Here is a 25,512-nt window from a genome sequence, read left to right as displayed (position 1 = left end):
TTTGAAACAGATTCTTGAATATCCCGATAACTATCAGGTCGAATAACACAAAAAAAGCAAAACGGAATGCTACCAGCTTAAACAATGGCTTTAATATCACCGATTATACTCAAAGCCAAACCATTAGCTGCTTCTTTTGTTTTTGCTTCGGAATAAATTCTGATGATTGGTTCTGTATTTGATTTTCGAAGATGCACCCAGGAATCAGCAAAATCAATCTTAACACCATCAATGTCATTTACATTCTCATGTGCATATTTCACTTTCATTTTTGCGAGAACTTCATCTACATCAATTTCGGGCGTGAGTTCGATTTTATTTTTTGAAATAAAATAATCGGGATAAGTTTTACGAAGTTCAGAACACTTCAGCCCGCTTTTGGCGAGATGGCTTAAAAACAAAGCGACTCCAACCAACGCATCACGTCCGCAGTGACTGGCGGGATAAATAACGCCTCCGTTTCCTTCACCGCCAATTACAGCGTTGGTCTCTTTAATCTTAGCTACCACATTTACTTCGCCAACAGCCGCCGCCGCATATTTCTGTCCGTATTTTTCGGTAACATCCCGCAAAGCACGGCTCGATGAAAGATTGGAAACCGTATTTCCGGGAGTTTTACTCAATATATAATCGGCTACCGCTACAAGTGTATATTCTTCGTTGAACATGGTTCCGTCTTCGTTGATAACAGACAAACGGTCAACATCCGGATCAACCACAAAACCCACATCAACTCTGCTGTTTTTTATTGTTTCCGAAGTTTCAACCAAATTCTCGGGAAGTGGTTCCGGTGTATGTGCAAAATGTCCGCTAGGATCGCAGTTTATTTCAACAATATTTTTAACATCCAGAGCCTTTAGAAGTGCAGGAATTGCAACTCCGCCCACCGAGTTAACGGCATCAACTGCAACGGAAAAACCGGCTTCCTTAATTGCTTTAACATCTACCAATTCCAAATCCAAAACCTTTTGGACATGGATAGCTGTGTAGTCTTTTTCCAGAGTAACTCCCAGATCATCAACCTCTGAAAAAATAAAATCTTCCGAATCAGCAATCTCCAAAATGGTCGCCCCTTCTTCAGCGTTTAAAAATTCACCTTTCGAATTGAGCAACTTAAGCGCATTCCACTGTTTTGGATTATGGCTTGCTGTTAAAATAATTCCTCCGTCAGCCTTTTCTTCGGTAACGGCAATCTCTGTTGTAGGTGTAGTTGCCAAACCGATATTTACTACATCGCAGCCCATTCCGTTTAGTGTTGCAATAACCAGCGAACTCACCATTTGCCCGGAAATTCTTGCATCGCGACCAACAACAATTTTCACCTTTTGTTTACTGGCTGCAAACTTCGCCCAAACGGCATAGGCAGCAGTAAATTTAACTACGTCAAGCGGACTTAATCCTTCACCCGGTTTTCCACCAATGGTTCCACGTATTCCTGAAATTGATTTTATTAATGTCATCTAGTGTGAATTTGAGCTGACAAAAATACAAAGGCGATTTAAAAAATGGAATAAAAACCAATAAACTATTCGTTAATTTCTTCCAATTCCTTTAGTGTAAGTTTTAGTTTGGATATATAATTGCCATACAATTTATGAAATCCCCAGCGGAAAAAAACATAAACTCCAACCGTAATTAAAAGCAGAAGAAACAAAGTAATAAAAACAGTTGTTGCAAGGTCTCCGAATTCAATTTCGTTTATTTGAATTCCCTCACTGTGAGCCTTAAAGAGAACGCCTTCATAAACACCGGCAATAAAATTTATAGAGAATGAAATAAGGATAATAAAAATAGAAATGTAATACAATGTCCGGTAAAAATTTAATGTCGAAATAATCTTTATAAGCGTATTTTTGAGGTCACAGGTTTGATCGCATATTTTTTTCACTTTGTAATACCTCGCCACAAAGACTAAAAAAGTAACGATAATTATCACATCTCCGAAAACAGATAAAATCTGAAGCCAGGTAGGAAGTTCAAGTTCTTTTTCAAAGTTTTTAACCAATTCAGGGGAAAGAACAAAGTCGTTCAGTATAAAAACAAGAATCAACGCGAAAAGGACAAAAAAACCAATGCGGATATTCCGATCGATTCTTTCGATCAGATTTTTTGTCCGTTTTCCCAGCATCTCCCTTATTTGAGCTTCGTCCAACTCCTTGTTCGATGCGAGTTTATCCCATGTTTTTTTCAGATCTTTTAAATCCATATCTGTCTACTCTTCTGTTACCATAAATTTTTTCAATTTTTTCTTAATCCGGTTCATTTTCACCCGCACATAATTCTGGGTAATGCCGGTAATCTCAGCAATTTCTTCATATTTTTTATTTTCAAGATAGAGTAACACAATCGACTTTTCAACGCCGGTCAGCTGACTCACTGCTTTATGCAACTGCTTGATATTTTCTTCGGTTTCTGTATCGTATTTCTCATCAGCAAGCTGAAAATTGTCGTACGACAGACTACTCTGGTCTGGTCGTCTTTTATTCTTTTTGAATGACGTAATTGCTGTATTTAAAGCGACTCTGTACATCCATGTTGAAAATTTCGAATCGTTCCGAAAAGAAGGATAAGACTTCCAAAGCTGGGCAACAATCTCCTGGAAAAGGTCGTTTCTGTCCTCTTCAACGTCGCAATAAATATTGCACACCTTGTGAATGATGCCCTGATTTTTCTGGATTATCTGTAAAAATTCCTTTTCCAAAACTGCACTATTAGTAACGAATGATTGAAAATATTACAATTTTCTTTTTTCAAACCCGGTTTTACCAGTTTTTTTCAAACTGAAAAACTGTTGCGTTTTGGAACCTGCCTTTTTGATTTTTTAAAATCAGTTTATTTTCAGAAAATGAATTTCTTTTTCTGAAAGAAAACGCCACTTTCCCCGGGGAAGATTCTTTTTTGTAAGGCCGGCGAACAGCACACGGTCGAGTTTCTTAACGCGGTATCCCAAATGTTCAAATATTCTTCTTACAATCCGGTTTCTGCCTGAATGAATTTCGATACCAATTTCAGTGCGATTCTCAGAAGTGATAAAACTTATGGCGTCTGCGGCAATTCTCCCGTCTTCCAAATCCAAACCATCAGCAATCTGAAGGAGATGTTCTTTTGTGAGCGCTTTATTTAACGTTACCTGATATACTTTTTTCATATTGTGGCTCGGATGCGTTAACTTTTTCGACAAATCGCCATCGTTTGTAAACAACAGCAAACCGGTGGTATTTCTGTCAAGTCGGCCAACTGGATATACACGCTCTTCACAGGCATTGCGAACCAAATCCATTACTGTTTTGTCGGCATGCGGATCATCTGTTGTTGTCACAAAATCTTTGGGTTTGTTTAACAACAAATACACTTTTTTCTCCGCACTTAATCTGCGTCCATCAAAACGAACTTCATCGCCTGGTTTCACTTTTGTTCCAAGCTCGGTTACTGTTTTTCCGTTGATCGAAACAAGCCCGGCTGAAATGTAGGTATCAGCTTCGCGCCTTGAACAAACTCCGGCATTGGCAATAAATCTGTTTAGTCTGATATCTTCAGAATATGTTTGTTTTTTGGGAGTTTTTTTAATCACCCGGGCTTTTGGTTTGGAATAGGTTTTCTTCTCTTCCACCGAAGAATATCTTTTTGATTTTTCTGTTTCACTTTTTGAAAACCTCCCTTTTGAAGCTACTCCCTTTTTAAGCGATTTTGTTTCTTTATTTTCCAGGCTTTTCCCAATTCGTTTTCCACCACCCACTCTTTTGCTGTCTCCTTTTTTGTAATTATTTCTCATTATTAACGTCTGATTTCTGCAAAGGTCGGAAAAATTCCGCATTAAATATAGCTATTCAACAAGTTCAAAATGATTATCTTTAATCGATTAAAAAAATTAAAAGAAAACAGTTATGCAATCACACGAAATTGATTACGAAATTAAGGGACATGATGTACAATTGGTTGAAGTTGAACTCGATCCGGGGGAAACAGTAATTGCCGAAGCAGGAGCAATGCTTTACATGGAAGACGGTATTCAGTTTAATGCCCGAATGGGTGACGGTTCAAATCCCAATGCCGGTTTTTTTGATAAACTCTTGTCTGCAGGTTCGCGTCTGATTACGGGAGAGTCGCTGTTCCTGACTCACTTCACCAACCAGGGGTGGGGCAAAAAACATGTGGCGTTCTCCGCACCGTATCCCGGAACCATTATTCCAATGAACCTGGCACAAATGGGTGGGCGTGTAATTGTTCAGCGCGATGCTTTTTTATGTGCGGCAATGGGTACAAAAATATCAATCACATTTAACCGCCGACTGGGCTCAGGATTTTTTGGTGGCGAAGGATTTATTTTGCAAACATTACAAGGCGACGGAAATGCGTTTGTTCACGCGGGAGGAACCGTAATTGAACGCCAATTAAACAATGAAGTATTAAAAGTAGATACGGGTTGTATTGTAGGATTTGAACCTTCAATTGACTATAGCATTGAACAGGCAGGAGGACTTCGCTCAATGATTTTTGGCGGCGAAGGAATTTTTCTTGCAACCCTGCGCGGAACCGGAAAAGTGTGGCTGCAAAGTATGCCAATAAGAAAACTGATTGCACAACTTTCAACCCATGGACCAAATACAAGAAAAGAAGCCCGTGGAGGATTACTCAACAATCTGTTGGAAGGATAATTTTAAGTTCTCAGTATTCAGTCGCAGTTTGCAGATTTACCAAGAGTAAACTGTGACTGAACACTGTGACTTTTCTATACTACTTCAGGCAAACTGATTCCTTTAATTTTTCGGTATAAATCGAGAGCAAAAATATCGGTCATCCCGGATATAAAATCTACAACCGACTGAATTTTAGGATATAATAAATCGCTTTCAGTTTTATATTGTTCGGGCAACAAGGAAAGAATTTTTTTACTGTATAAGTTCCCTGGCTGAATTACTGCACTGATAAACTCTTCAAGCAAAGTTCCTATAATTTTGTATCCGGCAATTTCAATCTCAACTACTGAACGATGATTATAGACCTCTGAAAATGAAATTTCCTTTACTACTTTCATTGCTTCTGACTGTTTTTCACGAATCGCACCGATTAAACTTCCTTCAAAAACACCGTTCATAATTGTATCCTGGTTTTGTACAAAAACGTCCATACATTCATGAATCAGTTTCCCAATAACTCCTGCCCGTAAATAGCTGATTTGCTCATTTCTGTCAGTTACACGCCGAAGTGTATTTTCAATACTTCCGAGCGATTTTTTGTCATACTCGGGGTGATAAAAATCGAGGTAAAGTTCCTTTGTTGTATCGTAACTCAAAATCCCCAGTTTAAATGCATCTTCCAAATCCATAATCTGGTAGCAAATATCGTCAGCCGCCTCCACGAGGTAAACCAGCGGATGTCGTTGGAATTGATTTCTTTTCTCCGGGAGCATTTCAATCCCTAATTCACTTGCTATTTTTAAATAATCTTCTTTTTCCGACTGAAAAAAGCCAAACTTTTGTTTTGTTGCCCAAACCGATTCAAAAGGATATTTTACAATGCTGGCCAGGGTTGGATAAGTAAGCGCAAAACCGCCAGGTCGTTTCCCGTTAAACTGGTGTGTTAACAAACGAAAGGCATTGGCATTTCCATCAAAATGGGTTAAGTCTTTCCACTCTCCCACATCTAATTTTTTCTCAAATTCAATACCTGCACCGTTGGTAAAAAAATTGGAAATAGCAGCTTCACCTGAATGCCCAAATGGCGGATTCCCCAAATCGTGCGCCAGGCAGGCTGTTGAAACAATTGTTCCGATTTCGGAAACCAGGGTACTTTCCGAATCAACTTTCTCAAAAAGTAAGTTTCCAAGCGAACGTCCGACACTGGCCACTTCCAAACTGTGTGTCAACCTGTTGTGCACAAATATATGTTCCGGCAATGGAAATACCTGTGTTTTATTTTGCATCCGGCGGAAAGGCGATGAAAAAATAATCCGGTCATAATCACGTTGAAACTGGGAGCGATCCTCTTTCTTTTTCGATGATTCCCAGTCTTCCATCCCCAAACGTTTTGTTGAAAGCAATTTATTCCAGTCCATTCTAAATTTTTATGCTGCTAAATTATTTAATCTGCCCAAAGAAATCTAAAAATCCAAAACCAATTGAAGCTTGAGATTTACTATTTGCTATGCATCACAAAGTATAGGTTGAATATTGTTTTACCTGTTTAGCCAATTCCCTTGCTTTTCCATCAGTAATCTCATTCAATTTTTTCCAGAATTCCGGTCCATGATTTTTTATTTCAGTATGAACAAGTTCGTGTAACAAAATATAATCAATCAGTTCATCGGGCAATTTCATCATTTGTAAATTCAAACTAATATTGTTTCTCGAAGAACAACTTCCCCAGTTCCGGCGGTTATTTCTGATTGTAATCGTATTTACATTAAATTTATAAATGTTAGCCAGTTGCCTTAATCTTTCCGGAAGAAATCGTTTGGCTTCAAAACGGTAAATTTCCGTTAAAACTTTTTCAATAAAAAGTTGCGCTTGTTCCGTGTCAAAATCCTTTACAAATATTTTGATTGTTTCACTTTTGTGCTCAACTTTATTTTTTTCAGCTTCACAAAAAACGACCGTATGTAATTTTGTTTTTATCTCATCACCGGCTTTTACCCGATTCTTTTTTAACTCAAATTTGTCCTGTTGCCGCCGAATCCATCCTACATTCTTTTGAACAAATGTTGCTACTTCGTAGTTCGATACAAAATAAGGAAAAGAAACCAGTACAGATTTATCGGGTTTTACGCTTATCTTTATATTTTTAGATCGTCGGTTAGGGTAAAAAGTGACTTTTCCGATGTCGTTAATTTGAACTACTTTATTTGTCATTCGTTTATATAGAAAAATAAAATCAAAGATATTAATATGAAACGAGCTGAACCTTTTTTCAGCATTTTTAGTATTAAAAATTTATACAGCTAATTTCAATCTGACTAAATAAAATAATTTATGGAACGAAAAAAAATGGAAGTATTTGGGAACCTCACAAAATACGATACAGTGGTTGCAATAGAAGAAAAAATCCTTCCGGGCAGCCTGGTTTTTGATTCATTAAATCCTTTCCCCGGATATTATCATGAAACCCCGATGAATGTAAAACCCATTTATTTGTACCTGGTTCTTGAGAAACAATATCCTTTGGAAGAAGTGCTTCGGGCTACTCAAAACATTGAGCGTGAATACAAGTGGAATTTTGATGCAGGAAAAGGATATATGCAGATTGGTTCTGAATTCTTAAACGTAATTCGTGTCAGGCATCTCCCCGATCTTGATTTGGTTGAAAAAATTCAGGAAGCTTATTTGCAACATGGGATTAAATTTTTGATGAACAAACGCCTGAAAGGAAAACTTGAAGCAGAAGTGAAAATTGTAAAATTTATGATGCTTGAGAAACAGGGAGACGGCGTTTATGTTGATGTGAATGAACCAACATTTGGATATATTGAAATTCCAAAATTTTTACACTATGAAGCATTTGTAAAAGTTTCGATGGATGTAAAATACAACTGGGAAGGGCATGAATATGATGCCGCCAGTGGATCTTTTTACAAAGATGGAAAACTGTATGAAGTGGTTCGTATTCGTTCCAACAAGCTGGATTCCGAATATCTCTCAAAAATCAGAAAATTATACCTGGAAAAAATTCGATAAAACAACTTAAAAAAAAGGTAAAGCTATAATGAGATTAGCTTTACTTTTTTTTACTGACGCTATTTTTCTTCAAAATGATTCTTCAGTCCTCTCAAAAAGATATGAGCAACGGAAGCAACTGCCAGACAAGCCCGGAATTTATCTTCAAAAAATTTATAGAGAAATGTCAACTTCTCGTCTTAAAAACCAGAGTGATTTCTTTTTCATCGTATAAATAATGTTTACCGTTGTACCCCTTGATAATGTTTCAGGAATTTCTATTTGAAGATAAAAGCAGGTGGTTTGAAAGAATCGTTTTAGGTTTCATCTACTGCTTACAGAAAACAAATATTCAATTTAATCAATTATGAAAGCAAGAAGACACTAAAAAACAAAATAAGCCAGAGAGAACGTTTTTAATAGAGCCTCCAGCAGCCGAGCAAACAGACTTCCTCATCTTACAAATGCTTATCACAAAATGCCGATAAAATAAAATCCCTGGTCCGGTTAGCTTCTGGCTAACCGGTACAAGGGATCATTCTACCAGAAATACTTCTTAAAACTGAAGTTTATCTTCTATTTTTATCATTTCTTCTCTACTCATCCCTGGCATTGCAACAATCAAAAGAATCATGCCGTTTGAAGGATATTCTACCAGTAGTGCCGTTCCGTCTTCTTCGGTCAGCTTTCCGTAACGACAAGTGTGTCCATTGGTATTAAAGCGTTTAAACGACTTGTATTCTGCATCATCCTTATCCACATTTCTATCAGCCTGCAAGGTTATTGCAATAGTTTGTATTCCATTCATGAAAGTGGCAACATAAATGCCATCAGAATTGGCAGCACCAAACGATTTATACCCTTCCAATTCACAATTACTGATAACCTGCTTAAATTCATCAAACTTGTAATTTACCGGTATTATATTATCGTCCTCGTCCTCCATATTTTCCATATCGCCAAAGGCCGACATTAATCCGCCAAACCCGTGCTCCTGCTGTTTGGCTGAAATATTTTCGTAATCGACACCTGCGGGAGGGTTAAACTTTGATGAAGCAACTTTTGCATTTGGACTAAATTCAACATATTTTTCGTTGGCTTCAACGCCCAGTATTTTTGCTTCATTTTTTAAACTAATACCTTTGTAAATCCACGACTTTGCACCCAGTAATTTTATAACGTCACATGAGTAGGAACCGAGATTTTCTGTGCCCAGTTTTTTTCCACCCAGTTGCCCCAATAACTCATCAGCAAATTCCTGCTGCTCCTGTTCAGTCATATCGCTGGCGTAATCCTGTGCTTCCTGGTAATATGCCACTGTTCCGCTGGTTCCGGCGCCAGCAATATAATCGGCCACCCAAAATTTATCTTTTACCAAAACGGTACACATATTTTTTTCTTCGGTGTTTTTTATACCAAACATTTTTGTAGTAGTTTTCGACTTTTCAAGCTCGCAACTTTTTTGCCCAAAATCGTCCCACCAAAGCTCTTTTGTTCTGGTTGTATTTCCGGTAAGTTCGTATTTTATATAGCCCGATTTTATGGCATATTTTTTTGCTTCCTGTGCAAAACCATTTAAGCTAATAATAGCCAAAATCAGGATTATTACCTTTTTCATATTTTATTGTTTAGTGCAGATTGTATTAATACACGAGTTAGGTGTGCAAGTTGATAAAAAGAGAGGTTATTCAGGACTGTTTTCCCGTAAAACCTCTTCCAATTATTCTACCTTACATTTAAAGTCCAAATAAAATCTTGGCACCAATTCGCAGATAGCCGCCGTCGCTGACAGTATATTTTATTTCGGGAGCAATGCCCAGCTTATCGGAAGCAGCAATATTTAACCCCAACCCCAAATTAATACCTACATCAGAACCGGAAGCATCAACATCCATATCATACGAGCCAAACTCTCCCAAGTCAATGGTCCCGCCATCATAATCAACGTTCCAGAAAGTTATATTTAAACCTCCAATCCCATACAGGCTTCCAATATCCTCCAGTTCGGTAATGTTATAATTGGCATCAAAATCAAGAGCCGACCATTTTACATAATCTTTTTCAAGAAAATAAGTAAAAGATGGAGCAGCACTCCATTTTTCATCAAACGAATAGTGGCCGTTTGCACTGATACCAATAGTGTTAATATCGCTTCCATACCAAAGCCCGCCGCCTACGCTTATTTGAGCTTGTGATTTTGTAACTACAAAAAAAAGAGAGACAATTAAAAATGTTCTTAAAAGTGTTTTCATTTTTAAAAATTAAAGTGATTAATAATGATTTTGTGTTATTAAATTTGAGACTATCGCACCTCAAAAGCTTTTTTATCAGTAAAAATTTTAACCTTCCAATAAATTATTAAGTAAGCCTCCGCGCTCACCTTTATTTACATTTGAACTTCCGGGAGAAAGTTGATCGATTAACTTACTAATTGGCATTGACTGTAACCAAACTTTCCCGGTGCCACGAAGCGTAGCAAGAAATAATCCTTCGCCGCCAAACACCATCGATTTTAATCCGCCGGCCTGCTCGATGCTAAAGTCGATTCCTTCCTGAAAACCTACTACACAACCAGTGTCAATACGTAGCGTTTCGCCATTCAATTCATGTTCAATTAAAGTTCCTCCGGCATGAATAAATGCTCGCCCGTCGCCTTGCAGTTTTTGAAGAATAAAACCTTCTCCGCCAAAAAATCCGGCTCCCAGTTTACGGTTAAAATGCATGCTTATTTTTGTTCCCAAGGCGGCACATAAAAATGCATCGCGTTGTACAATTACTTTTCCGCCCAGCTCGTTCAGCTCAAGTGGAACAATCGTTCCTGGATATGGAGCAGCAAAAGCTACATGGCTTTTCCCCATTCCACGGTGAGTAAAATGGGTAATAAAAATCGACTCGCCCGCAATTTTGCGTGAAGCTGCTGATAAAAGCTTTCCAAACAATCCTTTATCCGGCTCTGATCCGTCGCCCATTTTTGTTTGAAAGTCAATTCCTTCTTTCATGTATAACATTGCTCCTGCTTCGGCAATTACGGTTTCATTTGGGTCAAGTTCAATTTCTACATATTGAATATCGTGACCACCAATTTTGTAATCTACTTCATGTGAATTCATAAAATTTTTATTGTTGATTAATTATGTGTTACTCGCGGAACTTATTACCTGCCAAACAAAAATCTTTTAAACAGGTTTACAACCATTAAAACAGAAACAATACAAAAAAGCAATGGAAGTTTTAACAAAATACCCAGCATAAAACCTGTTCCGGGTTCGAGCACTGCTGTATTAGGAAATTCAGGATCGTAATGTACCAACACTGTTTTGCCTTTTGCATATTTTTTTAATGTCTTTTTTACGCTGCTCTTCGAGCTGGTCGATCCATCAAGGGTTCTAATCGCCGAACAGTTGTATTCCTTTCCATCAACGGTATAATCATACTGCACACTTGCTGAATACATATCTTTTCCTTCATTATTACGGGTTTTATTCAATTTTGCAAGTGTAATAGTTCCTTGTGTTGTTGGCCATTCCTTGGCCTCCTCAGCTTCTTCGGCAATAGGTTTTGTAAGGTATTGATAGGCCATTAAGCCAGCGACAAAAAATACAACTGCAAAAATCAGTGTTCCGATAGGTGATTGTCTTTTTCGCATGATTAAAATTTTACAAATTCTACTCTTCGGTTATTTGCTTTTCCTTCTGCAGTGCCATTGTCGGCAACAGGTTGACTTTCGCCAAAACCCTTGCTGGTAAGGTGGTCGGCAGAAATGCCCATTTCTATAAGTTTATTCATTACTGCTTTGGCACGTTGCTCAGAGAGTGTTTGATTTTTTGCCTCATCGCCATCACTGTCGGTGTGGCCTTCCACACTGAATTTCAGGTCGGGCTGTTTTTGCATCAGGCTGAATATTTCGTTGATGGAGCCCATACTTTCCGGTTTCAGTGTAGCTTTGTTTACGTCGAATCTTATACCGTTGCAAACAATTTTTCCATCGCTCAGTACCCGGTCATAGTATTTAACGCCGCCTTTGGCAATGCGAACGTTTTTAATGTACTGCAATTGTTCCGGTTTATCAGATGAATAGCCACTACACGTAATTGTTACGCCGGACGGGTTTCCTTCGTAATGAGGAATATTGACAAGCCTGGTTTCATCGAGATAAGCTTTTAGTTTTCCCTTTGTATAGGCGATTGAGATATGTCGCCATTTACCATTATGCTTTGTCTTTTTTTCCAGTTCCTGATAGGTATTACCGGCTTCAAGAGAAAAACTATTTACCTCTATATCATCATGCAAACTGTTTTTTTGATTTTTTTTATCATACCAATTGACATAAATATCACGTTGATTATCATGCCATAACCAGGCATCAAATTCTATGGTAAATACTTCAGGTAAATAATCTGTTTTGCTATTTTTCAGGTAAGGTACAATAGAGCCGCCTTTAGGAAAAGCTATCACATTTTCTCCATTTACTTGTATTATCTCACAATTTCCACTAACTAAATCCCAACGGCTGGGGAATTCCCCGTTTTCTTCCAAGGCCGCAGGACCGTCTTCAAAAATCACCTCATCGCCGGGAACAAAATCGAACCTACTCCACTGAACATCCATAGTTGGTGCAGTTGCAGGGGTAGCAGATGCATTGGCATTGGCTATTTCAGCGTTCTGATTCTGATTTTCCGAAGAAGCATTGTTGTCATCCGCTTTATTTTTCTTCTTCTTTTTGCCAAAAAGGCTTCCAATTCCATCTTCAATTTTGTCGAAACCTTTATCAATTCCTTTATCGATTTTACGATTAACTCGTTGGACTCCCTTGCGTTCAGCTTCTTCCTGAACATTTTTAACTTGTGCTGTTGTGCAAAGTGCACTAAAGGTTAAAATTAGTGCAAATAGAATAGTAAAACTTCGTGTCATGGTAGAATGATTTTTTGTTTTGTTTTTCAAATTTACAGCCGGTATTCTATACCAATATTTATAAATATGAATCTGCTGTATTCAGATTTGAATCCGCGTAACTTTTTTCAGGAAGTGTCTTACCTCTTCTTTTCTCTCCGGACTTACCAACACTCTTTGCCCGTTAACGAGCAATATCTCAAGCTCCTGAATGCATTGCACTTTAGAGACATACTGACCGTTTACCAAACAATTATCCTGCGGCTGGAAAAAATCGGCTCGTTCAATTTTATTACGAATCACTTTCAACGGTATATCAACACAAAGTTTTTGTCCACCTTTTAGGCATACTGTCGTCTTCATATCCGTGGTTGTTTCACAAATAATAATGTCATCCAACTCAACAATGTGAAAATAATTTGGAGTTGATAATATTAGTTTTGATTCGTGCATTTGCATTCTATTTGCATTCATTTTCACGCAAGTAAAATCACATTTCGCTATAAATTGAGAAGAAATTTGAAAGTGTTGGGATTAAATTTGAATACGACAAAAACAGTTACAGGTTTTCTAATTGATCGAAAACAAGCTGTTTTCTGCGGGTCGATATAGGGATTTCTGCTCCGTTACTGACAATTATAAAACCACCATCGGTTTTATCAATTCTTACAATCGCATTCAAATTCACCAAATAAGATTGATGGGGCCTCAAAAAGTTATGTTCTGAAAATAATTCGGCAAACTCTTTTATACTTTTCGATACGGTTATTTTCTGTTCCCCAACAAGAAAGAAAGTGGTATAGCTGTTATCGCTTTTGCAGTATAGAATTTCGTTTATATCAACCAGATGCATTGACTCAGAGGTTCTCAAAACAACTTTTTTACAGGCATTTCCGTTACCTGTATGCGCCAGTAGATTTTCGGTTTGGATATCAATGTTGTTTTCAGCCAGCTGTGCAATAGCACTCTGGATAGCTGCGCAAAACTCGTATTCGTTTACAGGCTTCAGAATATAATCGATAGCACTAAACTTAATCGCTTTTATGGCGTATTGATTAAAAGCAGTTATAAAAACGGGGCGAAACTTATAAGGTTTGCATTTTTGTAGTACCTGAAAGCAATTTCCGTCTTTCAGTTCTATATCGCAGAGTACCAAATCCGGTTTTTCCGACTTTATCAGTTCAATTGATTCTGCCACGTTTCCGGCCTCTCCTACAATTTCTATATCCGGAAAATTTTCCATTAAAAGCATTTTGTTGGTCTCGCGCAAATGGAGTTCATCCTCGATAATTACCGTCTTAATCATGATTTAGATTGGTATGTGTATTTTCACTTCAGTTCCTCTTTGTTCAGGGTTTATTTCTGACAAATCAATGGTTTTAAATTCAATATTACGCTGATATTTTTTGGATAATATTCTGGCGCGGTCTTTAAAAATTGACATTGACATTGAGCGGTGTGTTTTTTCTTCATCTTTCTCTTCATTATGATGAATGCCATGCCCGTTATCTTTAACAGATATTGCCAGAACGTTTTCTATTTGGTTGAAAGATAGAAGTAATTCGCCCTCGTAATCGAGATTTTTTAGTCCATGCTTTATCGCATTCTCAACAAATGGCTGTATGAGCATTGGCGGAATTTTGATATCTTCTGTATCCAGGTCTTCACCAATAAAAATTTTGTAGGAAAATTGTTCCCGGAGCCGCATTTTTTCCAGCTCAATATAATTTTTCAGCGTACTAATATCCTCATCCAGGGTTATCTCTTCGGCGGTAGAATTTTCTAAAATAGAGCGGGTTAACGAAGCAAAATTACCCAAATAGCGTGCTGCTTTTTTTGCTTCGTTTTTGTACATGAAACTCTGAATACTTGCCAGTGCATTGAATAAAAAATGAGGATTCATTTGCGAACGAAGCAGTTGCTGTTTTAACTCTTCATAACGAAATTCGGTTTGCTTTTTTCGCTGAGCATAAAGAAGAATAAGTAAAAGAATAATTAAAATAAGCACACCGGAAAGGGCGATAAAAACAACAACTCGCTGCCTTTTTATTCGATTCTGCTTTTCCAAATCGGCAATACGGCTTTCTTTTTCAAAAACTTTATAGTTGGTTTCGGCATTTGCTATCGACCTGTTTAACGATTCGTTTTCTAAACTATCTTTTAAACTCACAAAGTTTTTGAAATTCGCCACAGCTTCCTCTTCTTTACCTTGTTTTATAAGTAATTCCTGCTTCACCTGATACAACTCCAACAACTTTGGTAAGTCTTTCTGTTCTTCAAGAATCCTGAAACTTCTGTCTAAATAGGTTTCACAGGCCTGAAGATTATCCAACCCAAGTTCAATTTGTGCCAGATTTCTCAAACTGTATCCTATTCTTCTTCTATCGTTTTTACGTTCGAAAATTTCAAGTGCTTTTTCTGAGTTCTCTTTTGCTTCATGAAGTTGTCCAGACAGAATAAACTGCTCAGAAAGATTATTGAGCGATGTAGCATAATTCACACTGTCGCCAAGTAATATGTACATCTCAATTGCCTGCCGAAGATAATAACTCATCGAGTCGACATCTTCAAACCTTTCGCTAAAAAGAACACCAATATTATTGCACGTTGAGGCTATGCCGGAAGAGTCATTAAGTTCTGTTTTTAACGCGAGTGCTTTTCTGTACAGCGATAAGCTTTTATCGTAATCATTCATCTCAACATAGGCAACTGCAATATTGTTATAAACAAAAGACATTCCTTGCTTGTCGTTTAGTTTTTTCATCACCTCAAGCGCTTTGTAATGCAAATCCAGCGCTTTTGCATAATTCCCGATAACTTCATTTATTACTGCCATATTTGAAGAAGTTCTGGCCACCTCCATTTCTTGGTTTTCGGTCTGAAAAAGCACGAGAGCTTCTTCGAAATACTTTAAGGCATACTCCATTAAATTTTTGGTATAAGCCATAACTCCAATGGTTCGAACCACATTGGCATGTGGCACTTTGCCCAACAATAATCTTGAAACATCTTTTACTTCTTCTGCTTTGTCGTAAAAAAGAAAGACTGAATCCGAATTAACCGAGCGAAACTCTGCAAAATATTCACTTTTTAAAAAGTCAGAATCAGATTGAATAGAATCAGCTTGCAATTCTTTAACGATAGTTTTTATTTGCTTGCTTTGGCCCCGGGCAGAAATTCCGGCATTTAACAGTAACAGAATAAATAAAAAAGACCTATAGTTCATTTCAAATTCTTAAATATCCACCAAAACAATATCTACTTTTTGCTCAATTTCTTCTACTTGATTGATAAATCAACGGATAAAAAATTGAAAAATATTTAGCTTCTTTCAGAATCCACGTTACGTACAATCCTCCTACTGATGAAAAACAGTTGAGTTTTTGTGCTAATGTCTTTTTTAGTCATTATTTAATAAAAAAAAGAAAAACAACTAAATAGCAATAAATCAAAATATTAACTCTGACATCAGTAGGAAACAACAAAAAGCGAATCCAACCTCTCGGAAGAAAAATGAAGCAAACCTACTTAAAAAAACTACTACGTTAATCAACTGTATCACTTCAAATTACAAACAAACTCCTTCCTAAGCCGCGAAGATAACGATTTAAATTTTTATTAACATAAAAAAAATACAAATCAACTAAACAGTCGAACATTTATTAAAAAAACAAAATCAAGAATTCAAGAATTCAAACAAATGTTTAAATATTAAACAACTGAACTAAAACCAGAAACAAGATTCAATAGAAAAAAAATAAATCCGGCTCTTTCAGTTATTCTGTACTTTCAAAGACGGAGTAAAAGTTTCTTCCTGCGAAAAAAGAGGAATTGCCCGAATGAACTATTTTTCTTGGACATGTAATGAACAAATAAAAAAGAGTCACAAATAGACTTTTGTAACTCTTTTTTGGGTGGGCCCAACTGGGCAAGAATCGAACCATTTATTAGAGGATTATAATGCTATATTGAGTTTTATGAATGCCGAGATACAGAAGAAAAAACTCAAAATTTAGGTTTTGGTGTCGTTTATAGAAACTCGTATAATCTCGGACAACTTGCTGCGCATAGAAATATAAAATAGCCAGTACACAGCATGGCATGAAACAAGACAATTGGTCTATACATTTGCTTAGAATTATAATTATACACCTTCAAATGCTAGACTTTATAATAGCCAGATGCAAAACATTAAACCCAGAATAGTGATGGTTTAGAAATAAACCATATTTTTTTAAAGTGCTTATTTCATATCATTTCAAATAGCACTTTTTTATAAAATTATGACAATAATATATATTATTACAAAATGCAACTACAAATTCATACTTCACTATATCAATAGCCTACAAAAGAAGCAGTTATAGATATAATGTAAATAAACGCAACCCTATTGTGTTTATTTACAAGTTGTGTGCAATATGAAAGATGAACTCCTGACCAAAACATAATGAACCTGTAGCCAAATTAACGAATAGATTTACTACATATTTTTGTATCATACAATTTTTAAAATAAAAGATTATGGACAAAAAAGTAGTTTTAATTACAGGAGCGTCTTCAGGTATTGGACGCGAAATTGCCGTTTTCCTGGCAAAGCACAATTACAAGGTATATGGAGTTGCACGTCGTACGGACAAACTTCAGGAGTTACACAAACTTGGCGTTGAAACCATGCCAATGGATGTAACGGATGAAGATTCTGTGAAAAGTACAATTGATGCGATTATTAAAAGAGAGGGCACAATTGATGTTTTGGTAAATAATGCCGGTTATGGCGAATACGGCGCAATTGAAGATGTTTCGATAGAAAATGCCCGCTATCAGATGGATGTAAATGTTTTTGGTCTGGCCCGTATTACACAGCTGGTTTTGCCTTTTATGCGGAAGCAACAAAGTGGAAACATTATCAATATTTCGTCAACCGGGGGTAAAATTGCCAATCCGCTGGGAGGTTGGTATCATGCCAGTAAATTTGCTGTTGAAGCATTGAGCGACAGCCTAAGGCTTGAAGTGAAGCAATTTGGAATTAATGTAACTGTGATTGAGCCGGGCGGCATTAAAAGTGAGTGGGGCGGTATTGCTTTTGGTAAAATGATGGAAGCTTCAAAGGGATCAGTCTATGCTGATTATGCCAACAAAATGTATAATTTTATTCAGAATATGGAAAAAAACAATAGCGCTCCGGAGCCCATTGTGATTGCTGAGCTTATAAAAAAAGCTATAGAATCGAAAAAGCCGAAAGCTCGTTATGCTGCCGGTGCAATGGCTAAGCCTTTGTTGTTTATGAAACGTTACCTTAGCGATTCAATGTTTGACCGGATTATTTTGCGAATATTTTTCAAATAAGAGACCATGATAGTTGATGACATTTCGGTAAATAATATCTTGTTTAGCTGCGATACAAAGAAAAAATATGCCGATGAACAAGTGGTTGTTGACCATGCACTTGGCCTAATTGTTTCAGGCAAGCTGGAAATGCATTTCGCCAATCAGAAAGTCGTGTCTGAGGTCGGTAACATCGGCCTGATTCGCCGCAACGAACTCGTGAAAGTATTGAAGATTCCGGGCGATGACGGTCGGCCATTCAAAGCTATTAATATCTTTCTTACGCAGGATATTTTACGCGAATATGCTTTGCAGAATAAAATATCGAAACAAGAAAAGTATGTTGGTCCACCTATTATTGATTTGACTCAGAATCGTTTTATTCGGGCTTACTGGGATTCGTTATTACCATATTTTAACGAACCCGGAAAGTTCTCGCCAAAGATGGCGCAACTAAAGACGAATGAGGCCATTGAGCTTTTACTGTCGGGCGGTGCCGATGTCGAGAATTTCTTATTTGATTTAAGTGAGCCACACAAAATTGATTTGGAAAAATTCATGAATAAGAATTTTATTTTCAATGTTTCCATTTCTGAATTTGCCCGGGTGACTGGCCGCAGTTTATCAACTTTCAAGCGAGATTTTAAAAAGATCTTTGATGAAACACCCGAAAAGTGGTTGCGAAACAAACGACTCGAAGAAGCAAAATATCTATTAAAAGAAAAGCATATGAAACCCGTAGAAGTATATTACATTGTAGGGTTTGAGAATTTTTCTCACTTCTCCGATTCTTTTAAAAAACGGTTTAGAATAAATGCTTCAAGTTTATGCTAATATTTTAGACACTTTAAGTATGTATGAATTGAATCGTTTAAATTTATTGCACTAAAGTTGATTTTAAAGATAAATACAGCACACAACATAGGTTTTGTACAAGTAATGGCAGGTAAAGTGCTAAATATCAAGGTTTGTATCCCGTTCAAGCTGCTTAGCGGTTTTACAGAAAACTACCACGCAACCTGCCACTACTCATACAAATTACCGTTATGCACAAGCAAAGAACTCCCCTAACTGACAGTCAGACAGCCGACTAACCAACACAGCCACAACACCGAAAAAATAAAAAAGCCCACGGCACAGGAAAGGAAAATATTTAGCCAACGCTTTTGGCACATTTGTTTTTTCCTACACACAACTCAACGCTAAAAAAACCAAAAGAGCCAAGCCCACCCACCACCCGACACTTGTGAGCCAATCAACAAAGCAAGTTTGAGCCATACAGCAAACCAGCATTCCTTATTCGCGTCATATTTTTGTAGCATTAAAAAATAAAATTTTAAAAAATGACAAAAGTTTGGTTTATTACAGGTAGTTCACGCGGTTTGGGACGTGGACTTGCAGAAGCAGTATTAAAGAATGGAGATAAGCTCATAGCTACTGCAAGAAAGCCTGAACAACTCGCAGATCTTATTGAACTTTATGGAGAAAATGTACGTTCTATTGAACTTGATGTTACTAGCCCTGAGCAAGCAAAAGAAGCTGTTCAATTCGCAATTGAATCGTTTGGCAAACTTGATGTTATAGTCAATAACGCTGGCTACGGTAATATGGGGTCTGTTGAAGAAACTTCTCTTGAAGATTTCCGGGCTCAGATTGAAACCAACCTATGGGGTGTAATTAATGTATCTAAAGCAGTTTTACCTATTTTACGCAAGCAGAAAAGTGGCCATATAATACAGGTCTCTTCTATAGGAGGTCGTACAGGTTCTCCTGGATTAGCTCCCTATCAGACTGCAAAATTCGCAGTTGAAGGATTTTCCGAAGTGTTATCAAAAGAAGTTAGACCATTAGGAATTAAAGTTACTTTGATTGAGCCAGGTGGATTTCGCACCGATTGGGGAGGTTCATCAATGAAAGTAATAGAGCCAATGGAAGACTATCAAGCAACAGTGGGATACTTGTCGAATTATATTCGAGAGCATACGGGTAAAGAAAGAGGTAATCCTGAAAAAGCCGCAGAAGCAATCATTCAGATTGTAAATGAAGAAGAACCTCCTTTAAGGCTCTTATTAGGCCCTGATGCAGTTGACATTGCGAATGCAGCTGATCAGGAAAAACTTGCTGAAACAAAGCGTTGGGAAAATCTCAGTCGGTCTACAGATTTTGATGATATTCAAGATTAATTATTTTTCATTATTCTGATAAAAGAATATGATACAAGTAATCAGCAAAAAAATCGGAAACTGATTGGAGATTGCACAAATGTTTACTTCTTACTATCTAATGTAACTTAGTATATAGAAAGGTGTCATTTTGAAGTATATGGAAGATTTTTCATCAGGTGGCAATATATTGAATTAATTAATGCTATTAACGTGCAAATCATGCAACAATATTTTAATAAAAAGGAATTGTTTAAATTAGGAGCAGGCTTCATATTGCTTTCTGCTGGTGCTTCTTGGGGTTTATCGTCTTTGTTGGCAGTATTGTTAGCGGCTAAAATAGGCATTGTAGCTGGAGAAGCATCTAAGGTAGATACTTTGGCTTGGGTGGCTACAATTGCCAATATCTGTGGATTTGCCATTGCCATTTTTGCAGGACATTTTTCTGACCGCACGCGTTCACGAATTGGTAAACGTAATCCATGGATTGTTGGTTCTGGTATTGGTACTTTTCTTTCGTTTCTTTTATTAATGTGGACAGATGATATTTTCTTGTTGGCGCTAAGTTCATCATTAATTTCAATTTTTATTACTGTCAATATGGTTGTAACATCTGCCATCATTCCTGACCGTGTTCCAATTGAAAAACGAGGGACATTGGCTTCCTGTATCGGCATCGGACAATTAATAGGAATGGCTATTGGTTTGGCTTTGGGTGGCAATTTTGTTGACAATGTAAACACTGGTTTAATTATAACTGGTTTGGTTCCATTTATTGTTTCGATTGTGTTTGTATTGCTTATCAGAGAAGAATCCAACATAAATGAACCTTTGCAAAGCGATTCCACAATAATGTGGCAATCATTTTTTACACCCAAAAATTCACGTGATTTTTATTGGGCAATTCTTTCACGGTTCATACTTGTTTTCGGAACACAAATGATATTGGCATACCAACTTTATATCATTACCGATCATTTTCATCAACAATCCGAAGGAACAGTAAGAGCATTAAATTTGGCAGCAATAGCCTATACCGTAGGAGCATTAATTGGTGGGGCAGTGGGTGGTCCACTTTCGGATAAACTCGGTAAACGTAAAGGCTTAACAATTTTGTCAGTCTTTATCATTGGTTCATCTATTCTACTGATTATTGTCTTTCCAACTGTTACTTCTTTTGCATGGTATAAATTACTAAACGGTTTAGGCTATGGTGTTTATTTGTCAGTTCACACAGCTTTAACAGCAGACTTAATTCCTGATGGAAATTCAAAAGCTAAGGATATGAGTTTCTTGAGTGTAGCCAATGGCTTAGGAGGGGTATTCGCCCCTTTACTTTCCGCATTTGCAATAGGCTTAGGCATGGGCTACAATCCTATGTTTATAATTGCAACCATATTAAGCATAGGTTCTTTGTTCTTGATATTGCCGATTAAATCTGTAAAATAATAAACTTAAGTGAGAACAAATAGGGAAAATGATTTCTATATTCATAACTCAATAATATAAAAAAGCAAAATGGATCTGATAAATTTTTCATGCCATACATCAGATTATAGAGAGGGTGAGCATTTCACATCTGCTCATAGTTTTGGTATGGTTATTTCAGGTATAATGGAACTGAATGATGGTGAAAAGAAAAAACAATTCAAAAAAGGAGACTTGTATTCTGCAAGGAAAAATCACTTATTGAAGTTCGTAAAGCATCCGCCAGCTAATGGAGAGTTTAAATCAATATCCATTTATTTTGATGAAGAATTACTGCGTGATTTTAGTATAGAATATGGTTGCATTGCTGAAAATAAACAAAATCAACCAGCGTATATTTCATTCCCGAATGATAAATTACTTACTGCATTTATCGATTCCTTATTAAGATATGAAGATGCATTAAAAGAAAAAAGTGACATTCAACTAATACGGATTAAACAAAAAGAAGCATTACTGTTATTACTTCATTATGATGCCTCGTTAAAAGACAGTTTGTTTGATTTTAGTGACCCTCATAAAATAGATTTGGAAGCATTTATGAACAAAAATTTCCATTTCAACGTACATCTCGACAAATTTGCATACCTCACGGGTAGAAGTATGGCAGCTTTCAAAAGAGATTTTCAGAAAATATTTAATGACTCTCCACGACATTGGCTACAGCAAAAACGTTTACAGGAAGCGCATTATCTTTTAAGTCAGAAAGGAAAAATCGCTACCGATATTTATTTAGACCTTGGCTTTGAAAATTTGTCACACTTTTCTTACGCCTTTAAGAAAATGTATGGATATAACCCTTCCAGTCTGTGAAATGATGAATTTGTGTAACAAATAATAACTCGTTAAACTTTAAGTATTTTAACCACAAACAACTATAACCAATTCACAAATAAAAGTAATCACTCAGCATACAAGACTTTGACTGTCATATATGTTTATTTCACTTACCTTTAAAACGTATGCTTATGAATAATTTATCCAAAACGAAGTTGTTTAGCTTATTGTCTGAACCTTCACAAGTAACAAACGAAGAAATACAAGATGCCTATGAAGATTTTGTAAGCCAACGAACAATCCACAATCAATCCGAAATGAACCTTACTGAAGCTTTTCGAAACTTGAATTTTACCCGTATTGAGTTTGATTTTCTAGAATCATTGCCTTTTTACGGGCAGGGGGGAAAATGCCTATAAAAAAGCTTACCTTCAAAAAACACTGGCCTTTATTGATGCAGAAACGGAACTGCTATACCTTAAAATCCGGCATCCCGAACAATTTTGTCATCCCGAACAATCTTTTAAATCCAACCTGTATATTGTCCCCAAGTCAAAAGGACTAGGAATTATTGGTTTTGTGGAATTGGCTGTAAGTTTGTTTCTTCTGGGTGAGATATACACCAAAACCGGGAAACATGCCTCGCTGTCCGATATTGCCAAAGCTTTCGAGTTGATGTTCAACTTTAGCTTTGGCTGCATCTATAAAAAACGGATTGCCCTGTTCGACCGCAAGCCCTGTAATCTTACCCGGTTGCTGGACAGCCTCAAAAATTTGCTTCTAAAAGAAAACCGGAACAAAATGAAAAATAATGATTTCTGAGAATATTAGTAGTCAGTCATATACAAATAAAAAGTAGGGAGGTTCCTAAAGACCTCTCTATTTTTACTGCCCCCATCTGCCGTCCTTTGCTTTGTCAATGCATTGAATACAGGAATGTAAAATTTAAAAACAAAGCAAAATCATGTATATCAATAACGATGAATTTGAAAAGTGGATGGAAAAACTTTCCATGAAGCTAAATGAGATGGGACAGGACATAAAAGCCATGACAGGAAAAGGCGAGATAAACATTTTGGATGAAAATGATAAATTGCTGGACAACCAGGATTTGGCTTTTCTCCTGAAAGTGTCTTACCGAACCCTGCAAAGATACCGGACAAGCAAAAAGCTCCCCTATTTTATGATAGGCCATAAAACCTATTACCGTACCTCCGATGTCCGGGCATTTGTCCGCGAACACATGGAATTACAACAATTCAAACAGTTTGAAAAAGCTACTCATGGAGATAAATAATTCTGCCCTTTAACCTAAGCAGAATGAAGCAAATGAATGAGGCTATTTTTATCCTAAGCCTCCTGTTTAACGGCTCCGCATTCAGCAGAAACAACATTGCCAAGTGGCCTTATTTGTTCCGCTGAATTAAGCAAGAGGGAACTGGACAAGTCCTGTTCTTTCCCTCTTGCCCTTCGGGGAAAGCCTTCGGCTTTAGCGTGTTACAATAACACGCTGTTATAACACCTGTAATAACCTTTTTTTGTTTGTCGCTTATTGATAGGGTGTTAACGTATTAAATAGTCATAAAATAGTTATAACATATGGGCAATCAATACCGGAAAACCCTATTCACAACTATCGGGATAGATAAAGAAACCAATGCACTTGTAGAAAAGGTATGTAAACGCTATTCGTTGAAAAAGGGTGAAATAGTGAAATTCGCTTTTCAATATTTGGAGAGAGCCCATATTAATCCGGCTGATGCCCCCGAATCCGTAAAATCGGAGCTTGCCAAAATCAACAAACGGCAGGACGATATTATCCGCTTTATCCGTCACTACGAAGAACAACAGCTTAACCCAATGATACGGACAAGCCATTCGATTGCCACTCGTTTTGACAGTATTGCCAAAACATTGGAAAACTTAATCCTTTCACAACTGGAAGCAAACCGGGAAAAGCAATATACCATACTGCATAAAATCAGTGACCAGTTTGGCAAACACGCCGATGCAATAAATAACCAGTCCCGGCAAATTAATGCTTTGCACCAGTTACAACAAAAAGAAAGCACGAAACTGTTGAAATTAGTTAGCCTCTATACCGATTTGGCAAGCTGCGGGGTTATGGACGGGAAACGTAAGGAAACACTGAAAACCGAAATCACCAATTTGATAAACAGTCAGTAAAAACAGGAACAAGAAAACAATGAATATCGACTTCCCACCACCATCGAAAAACGGGGTTTATAACAATGCTGGCAGTAGCCGGAGGCTGGCGAACTATTTGGAACATGAAGATTTGGAGCGGATGGAACAGGGCATTTACACCGAAGGCTTTTTTAACCTGGCAGAAAATGATATTTACAAATCGAAGGTCATAAAAGAGATAGACAGCAACATCGGTCAGTTAATGAAGACAGATGCTAAGTTCTACGCTATCCATGTCAGTCCGTCCGAAAAAGAAATTCAAAGGATGGGAAATACTCAAGCAGAACAGGCAGAAAATATGAAACGATATATTCGCGAAGTGTTTATCCCAGAATATGCCCGAAACTTTAATAAAGGCTTATCGGCAGAAGACATTAAATTCTTTGGTAAAATCCATTTCAGCCGCGACCGTTCCGAAAACAAACACAACATGCATTGTCATTTAATTGTCAGCCGCAAAGACCAATCAAATAAAAAGAAGCTTTCCCCTTTGACCAATCATAAGAACACAAAGAAAGGGGTAATCAAAGGCGGCTTTGACCGGGCTAACCTGTTCCAGCAGGCAGAAAGAGGCTTTGACAGGTTATTTGACCATGACCGACTATTAACCGAATCTTTCGAATATTACAACGCCATGAAAAATGGTAGTATAACCGACCAACTCAAAATGCAGGAACGGGAATCAGAAACCAATGAAATACCTTTTCCCGGTGAAAAGAAAAATACGGCTGAGGTACAAACGAAAACAGGTTTAAGAGCAGGCTCAAATATCTCCATGCCACAGCAGACAAGCGAAAACGCTTTATCTTCTTTATTTCCAATTCTTCCATTGGATGATACTTTTACAGACAATCAGCAACAGCCCCGAAAGAAGAAGAAACGCAGAAAAGGTTTTAGAAAGTAAAACTGGGATTAATGTGCCAAAAGTTATTTCCCGCACCTTTCCGGTTATCTCCCGTTTAGGGCTCCCCAGCCGTTTAAGGGGCGGCAGCCCACGGGGATAACCGGGG

Annotated in this window: 26 protein-coding genes; 12 read left to right on the top strand and 14 right to left on the bottom strand. The window is 37.2% G+C overall.

The window, feature by feature from the left end; translation table 11 throughout:
- Positions 1-77 precede the first annotated feature (77 nt).
- From glmM to K5G00_RS14820, 4 genes are all read right to left on the bottom strand, one after another.
- A complete protein-coding gene (gene glmM, locus K5G00_RS14835) occupies positions 78-1,460 on the bottom strand; it encodes a phosphoglucosamine mutase (protein ID WP_238766962.1) in 1,383 nt (460 codons plus the stop codon).
- Positions 1,461-1,525: 65 nt separating this feature from the next.
- A complete protein-coding gene (locus K5G00_RS14830) occupies positions 1,526-2,206 on the bottom strand; it encodes a hypothetical protein (RefSeq protein WP_238766961.1) in 681 nt (226 codons plus the stop codon).
- A 6-nt stretch (positions 2,207-2,212) separates the two neighbouring features.
- Entirely contained in the window at positions 2,213-2,701 is a 489-nt protein-coding gene (locus K5G00_RS14825) for an RNA polymerase sigma factor (protein ID WP_238766960.1), read from the bottom strand.
- Positions 2,702-2,827: 126 nt separating this feature from the next.
- Positions 2,828-3,772 carry a pseudouridine synthase gene (locus K5G00_RS14820; RefSeq protein ID WP_238766959.1) on the bottom strand — a complete coding sequence of 315 codons (945 nt, stop codon included), beginning with the start codon at positions 3,770-3,772 and terminating at the stop codon, positions 2,828-2,830.
- A gap of 112 nt (positions 3,773-3,884) precedes the next feature.
- On the opposite strand from K5G00_RS14820, the gene K5G00_RS14815 reads away from it, so the two are divergent.
- Positions 3,885-4,655 carry a TIGR00266 family protein gene (locus K5G00_RS14815; RefSeq protein ID WP_238766958.1) on the top strand — a complete coding sequence of 257 codons (771 nt, stop codon included), beginning with the start codon at positions 3,885-3,887 and terminating at the stop codon, positions 4,653-4,655.
- Positions 4,656-4,729: 74 nt separating this feature from the next.
- Here the strand turns inward: K5G00_RS14815 and K5G00_RS14810 are convergent, their stop codons facing one another.
- Together K5G00_RS14810 and K5G00_RS14805 are read right to left on the bottom strand one after the other, a co-directional pair.
- Positions 4,730-6,055 (bottom strand): deoxyguanosinetriphosphate triphosphohydrolase, encoded by a 1,326-nt coding sequence (locus K5G00_RS14810; RefSeq protein ID WP_238766957.1) that lies wholly within the window; start codon positions 6,053-6,055, stop codon positions 4,730-4,732.
- A 94-nt stretch (positions 6,056-6,149) separates the two neighbouring features.
- On the bottom strand, positions 6,150-6,848 hold the full coding sequence (locus K5G00_RS14805; RefSeq protein ID WP_238766956.1) for a M48 family metallopeptidase: 699 nt from the start codon (positions 6,846-6,848) through the stop codon (positions 6,150-6,152).
- A 120-nt stretch (positions 6,849-6,968) separates the two neighbouring features.
- Between K5G00_RS14805 and K5G00_RS14800 the strand changes: the two genes are divergently transcribed.
- Positions 6,969-7,670, top strand: coding sequence for a hypothetical protein (locus tag K5G00_RS14800; RefSeq protein WP_158867584.1), 702 nt, complete (start codon positions 6,969-6,971; stop codon positions 7,668-7,670).
- Between the two features lie 535 nt (positions 7,671-8,205).
- On the opposite strand, the gene K5G00_RS14795 is transcribed toward K5G00_RS14800, so the two are convergent.
- The 8 genes from K5G00_RS14795 to K5G00_RS14760 form a co-directional block, all read right to left on the bottom strand.
- Positions 8,206-9,267 (bottom strand): hypothetical protein, encoded by a 1,062-nt coding sequence (locus K5G00_RS14795; RefSeq protein WP_238766955.1) that lies wholly within the window; start codon positions 9,265-9,267, stop codon positions 8,206-8,208.
- 118 nt (positions 9,268-9,385) lie between these two features.
- Complete coding sequence (locus K5G00_RS14790; protein ID WP_238766954.1) at positions 9,386-9,901, bottom strand: hypothetical protein; 516 nt, start codon at positions 9,899-9,901, stop codon at positions 9,386-9,388.
- Positions 9,902-9,988: 87 nt separating this feature from the next.
- Positions 9,989-10,759, bottom strand: coding sequence for a TIGR00266 family protein (locus K5G00_RS14785; protein WP_238766953.1), 771 nt, complete (start codon positions 10,757-10,759; stop codon positions 9,989-9,991).
- Between the two features lie 44 nt (positions 10,760-10,803).
- Positions 10,804-11,295, bottom strand: a complete 492-nt coding sequence (locus K5G00_RS14780; protein ID WP_238766952.1) for a DUF3592 domain-containing protein — start codon at positions 11,293-11,295, stop codon at positions 10,804-10,806.
- A 2-nt stretch (positions 11,296-11,297) separates the two neighbouring features.
- A complete protein-coding gene (locus K5G00_RS14775; protein WP_238766951.1) occupies positions 11,298-12,560 on the bottom strand; it encodes an OmpA family protein in 1,263 nt (420 codons plus the stop codon).
- 81 nt (positions 12,561-12,641) lie between these two features.
- Entirely contained in the window at positions 12,642-13,013 is a 372-nt protein-coding gene (locus tag K5G00_RS14770; protein WP_238766950.1) for a LytTR family transcriptional regulator DNA-binding domain-containing protein, read from the bottom strand.
- 85 nt (positions 13,014-13,098) lie between these two features.
- Positions 13,099-13,845 (bottom strand): LytR/AlgR family response regulator transcription factor, encoded by a 747-nt coding sequence (locus tag K5G00_RS14765; RefSeq protein WP_238766949.1) that lies wholly within the window; start codon positions 13,843-13,845, stop codon positions 13,099-13,101.
- A 3-nt stretch (positions 13,846-13,848) separates the two neighbouring features.
- Positions 13,849-15,765, bottom strand: a complete 1,917-nt coding sequence (locus K5G00_RS14760) for a tetratricopeptide repeat-containing sensor histidine kinase (RefSeq protein ID WP_238766948.1) — start codon at positions 15,763-15,765, stop codon at positions 13,849-13,851.
- 1,298 nt (positions 15,766-17,063) lie between these two features.
- Here K5G00_RS14760 and K5G00_RS14755 point away from each other — a divergent pair.
- The 10 genes from K5G00_RS14755 (at position 17,064) to K5G00_RS14710 (ending at position 25,406) form a co-directional block, all read left to right on the top strand.
- Entirely contained in the window at positions 17,064-17,888 is an 825-nt protein-coding gene (locus K5G00_RS14755) for an oxidoreductase (protein WP_238766947.1), read from the top strand.
- Positions 17,889-17,894: 6 nt separating this feature from the next.
- Positions 17,895-18,701, top strand: a complete 807-nt coding sequence (locus K5G00_RS14750) for a helix-turn-helix domain-containing protein (RefSeq protein WP_238766946.1) — start codon at positions 17,895-17,897, stop codon at positions 18,699-18,701.
- Positions 18,702-19,210: 509 nt separating this feature from the next.
- The gene (locus K5G00_RS14745; RefSeq protein WP_238766945.1) at positions 19,211-20,050 is read left to right on the top strand and encodes an oxidoreductase; all 840 of its coding nucleotides are present in this window, start codon (positions 19,211-19,213) and stop codon (positions 20,048-20,050) included.
- Positions 20,051-20,251: 201 nt separating this feature from the next.
- Positions 20,252-21,478, top strand: coding sequence for an MFS transporter (locus K5G00_RS14740; RefSeq protein ID WP_238766944.1), 1,227 nt, complete (start codon positions 20,252-20,254; stop codon positions 21,476-21,478).
- A 69-nt stretch (positions 21,479-21,547) separates the two neighbouring features.
- The gene (locus K5G00_RS14735; protein WP_238766943.1) at positions 21,548-22,330 is read left to right on the top strand and encodes a helix-turn-helix domain-containing protein; all 783 of its coding nucleotides are present in this window, start codon (positions 21,548-21,550) and stop codon (positions 22,328-22,330) included.
- 155 nt (positions 22,331-22,485) lie between these two features.
- Entirely contained in the window at positions 22,486-22,713 is a 228-nt protein-coding gene (locus K5G00_RS14730) for a hypothetical protein (RefSeq protein ID WP_238766942.1), read from the top strand.
- Positions 22,714-22,873: 160 nt separating this feature from the next.
- Positions 22,874-23,116, top strand: coding sequence for a hypothetical protein (locus K5G00_RS14725; RefSeq protein WP_238766941.1), 243 nt, complete (start codon positions 22,874-22,876; stop codon positions 23,114-23,116).
- 142 nt (positions 23,117-23,258) lie between these two features.
- The gene (locus K5G00_RS14720) at positions 23,259-23,591 is read left to right on the top strand and encodes a helix-turn-helix domain-containing protein (RefSeq protein WP_238766940.1); all 333 of its coding nucleotides are present in this window, start codon (positions 23,259-23,261) and stop codon (positions 23,589-23,591) included.
- A 302-nt stretch (positions 23,592-23,893) separates the two neighbouring features.
- Complete coding sequence (locus K5G00_RS14715; protein ID WP_238766939.1) at positions 23,894-24,481, top strand: BfmA/BtgA family mobilization protein; 588 nt, start codon at positions 23,894-23,896, stop codon at positions 24,479-24,481.
- Positions 24,482-24,500: 19 nt separating this feature from the next.
- Positions 24,501-25,406 carry a DUF5712 family protein gene (locus tag K5G00_RS14710; RefSeq protein WP_238766938.1) on the top strand — a complete coding sequence of 302 codons (906 nt, stop codon included), beginning with the start codon at positions 24,501-24,503 and terminating at the stop codon, positions 25,404-25,406.
- Positions 25,407-25,512 lie beyond the last annotated feature (106 nt).

Source organism: Maribellus maritimus (assembly GCF_022267315.1).
Classification (GTDB): domain Bacteria; phylum Bacteroidota; class Bacteroidia; order Bacteroidales; family Prolixibacteraceae; genus Draconibacterium; species Draconibacterium maritimum.
Note: the sequence above shows the minus strand (reverse complement) of the source record. Positions and strands in the feature narration are given on the sequence as shown.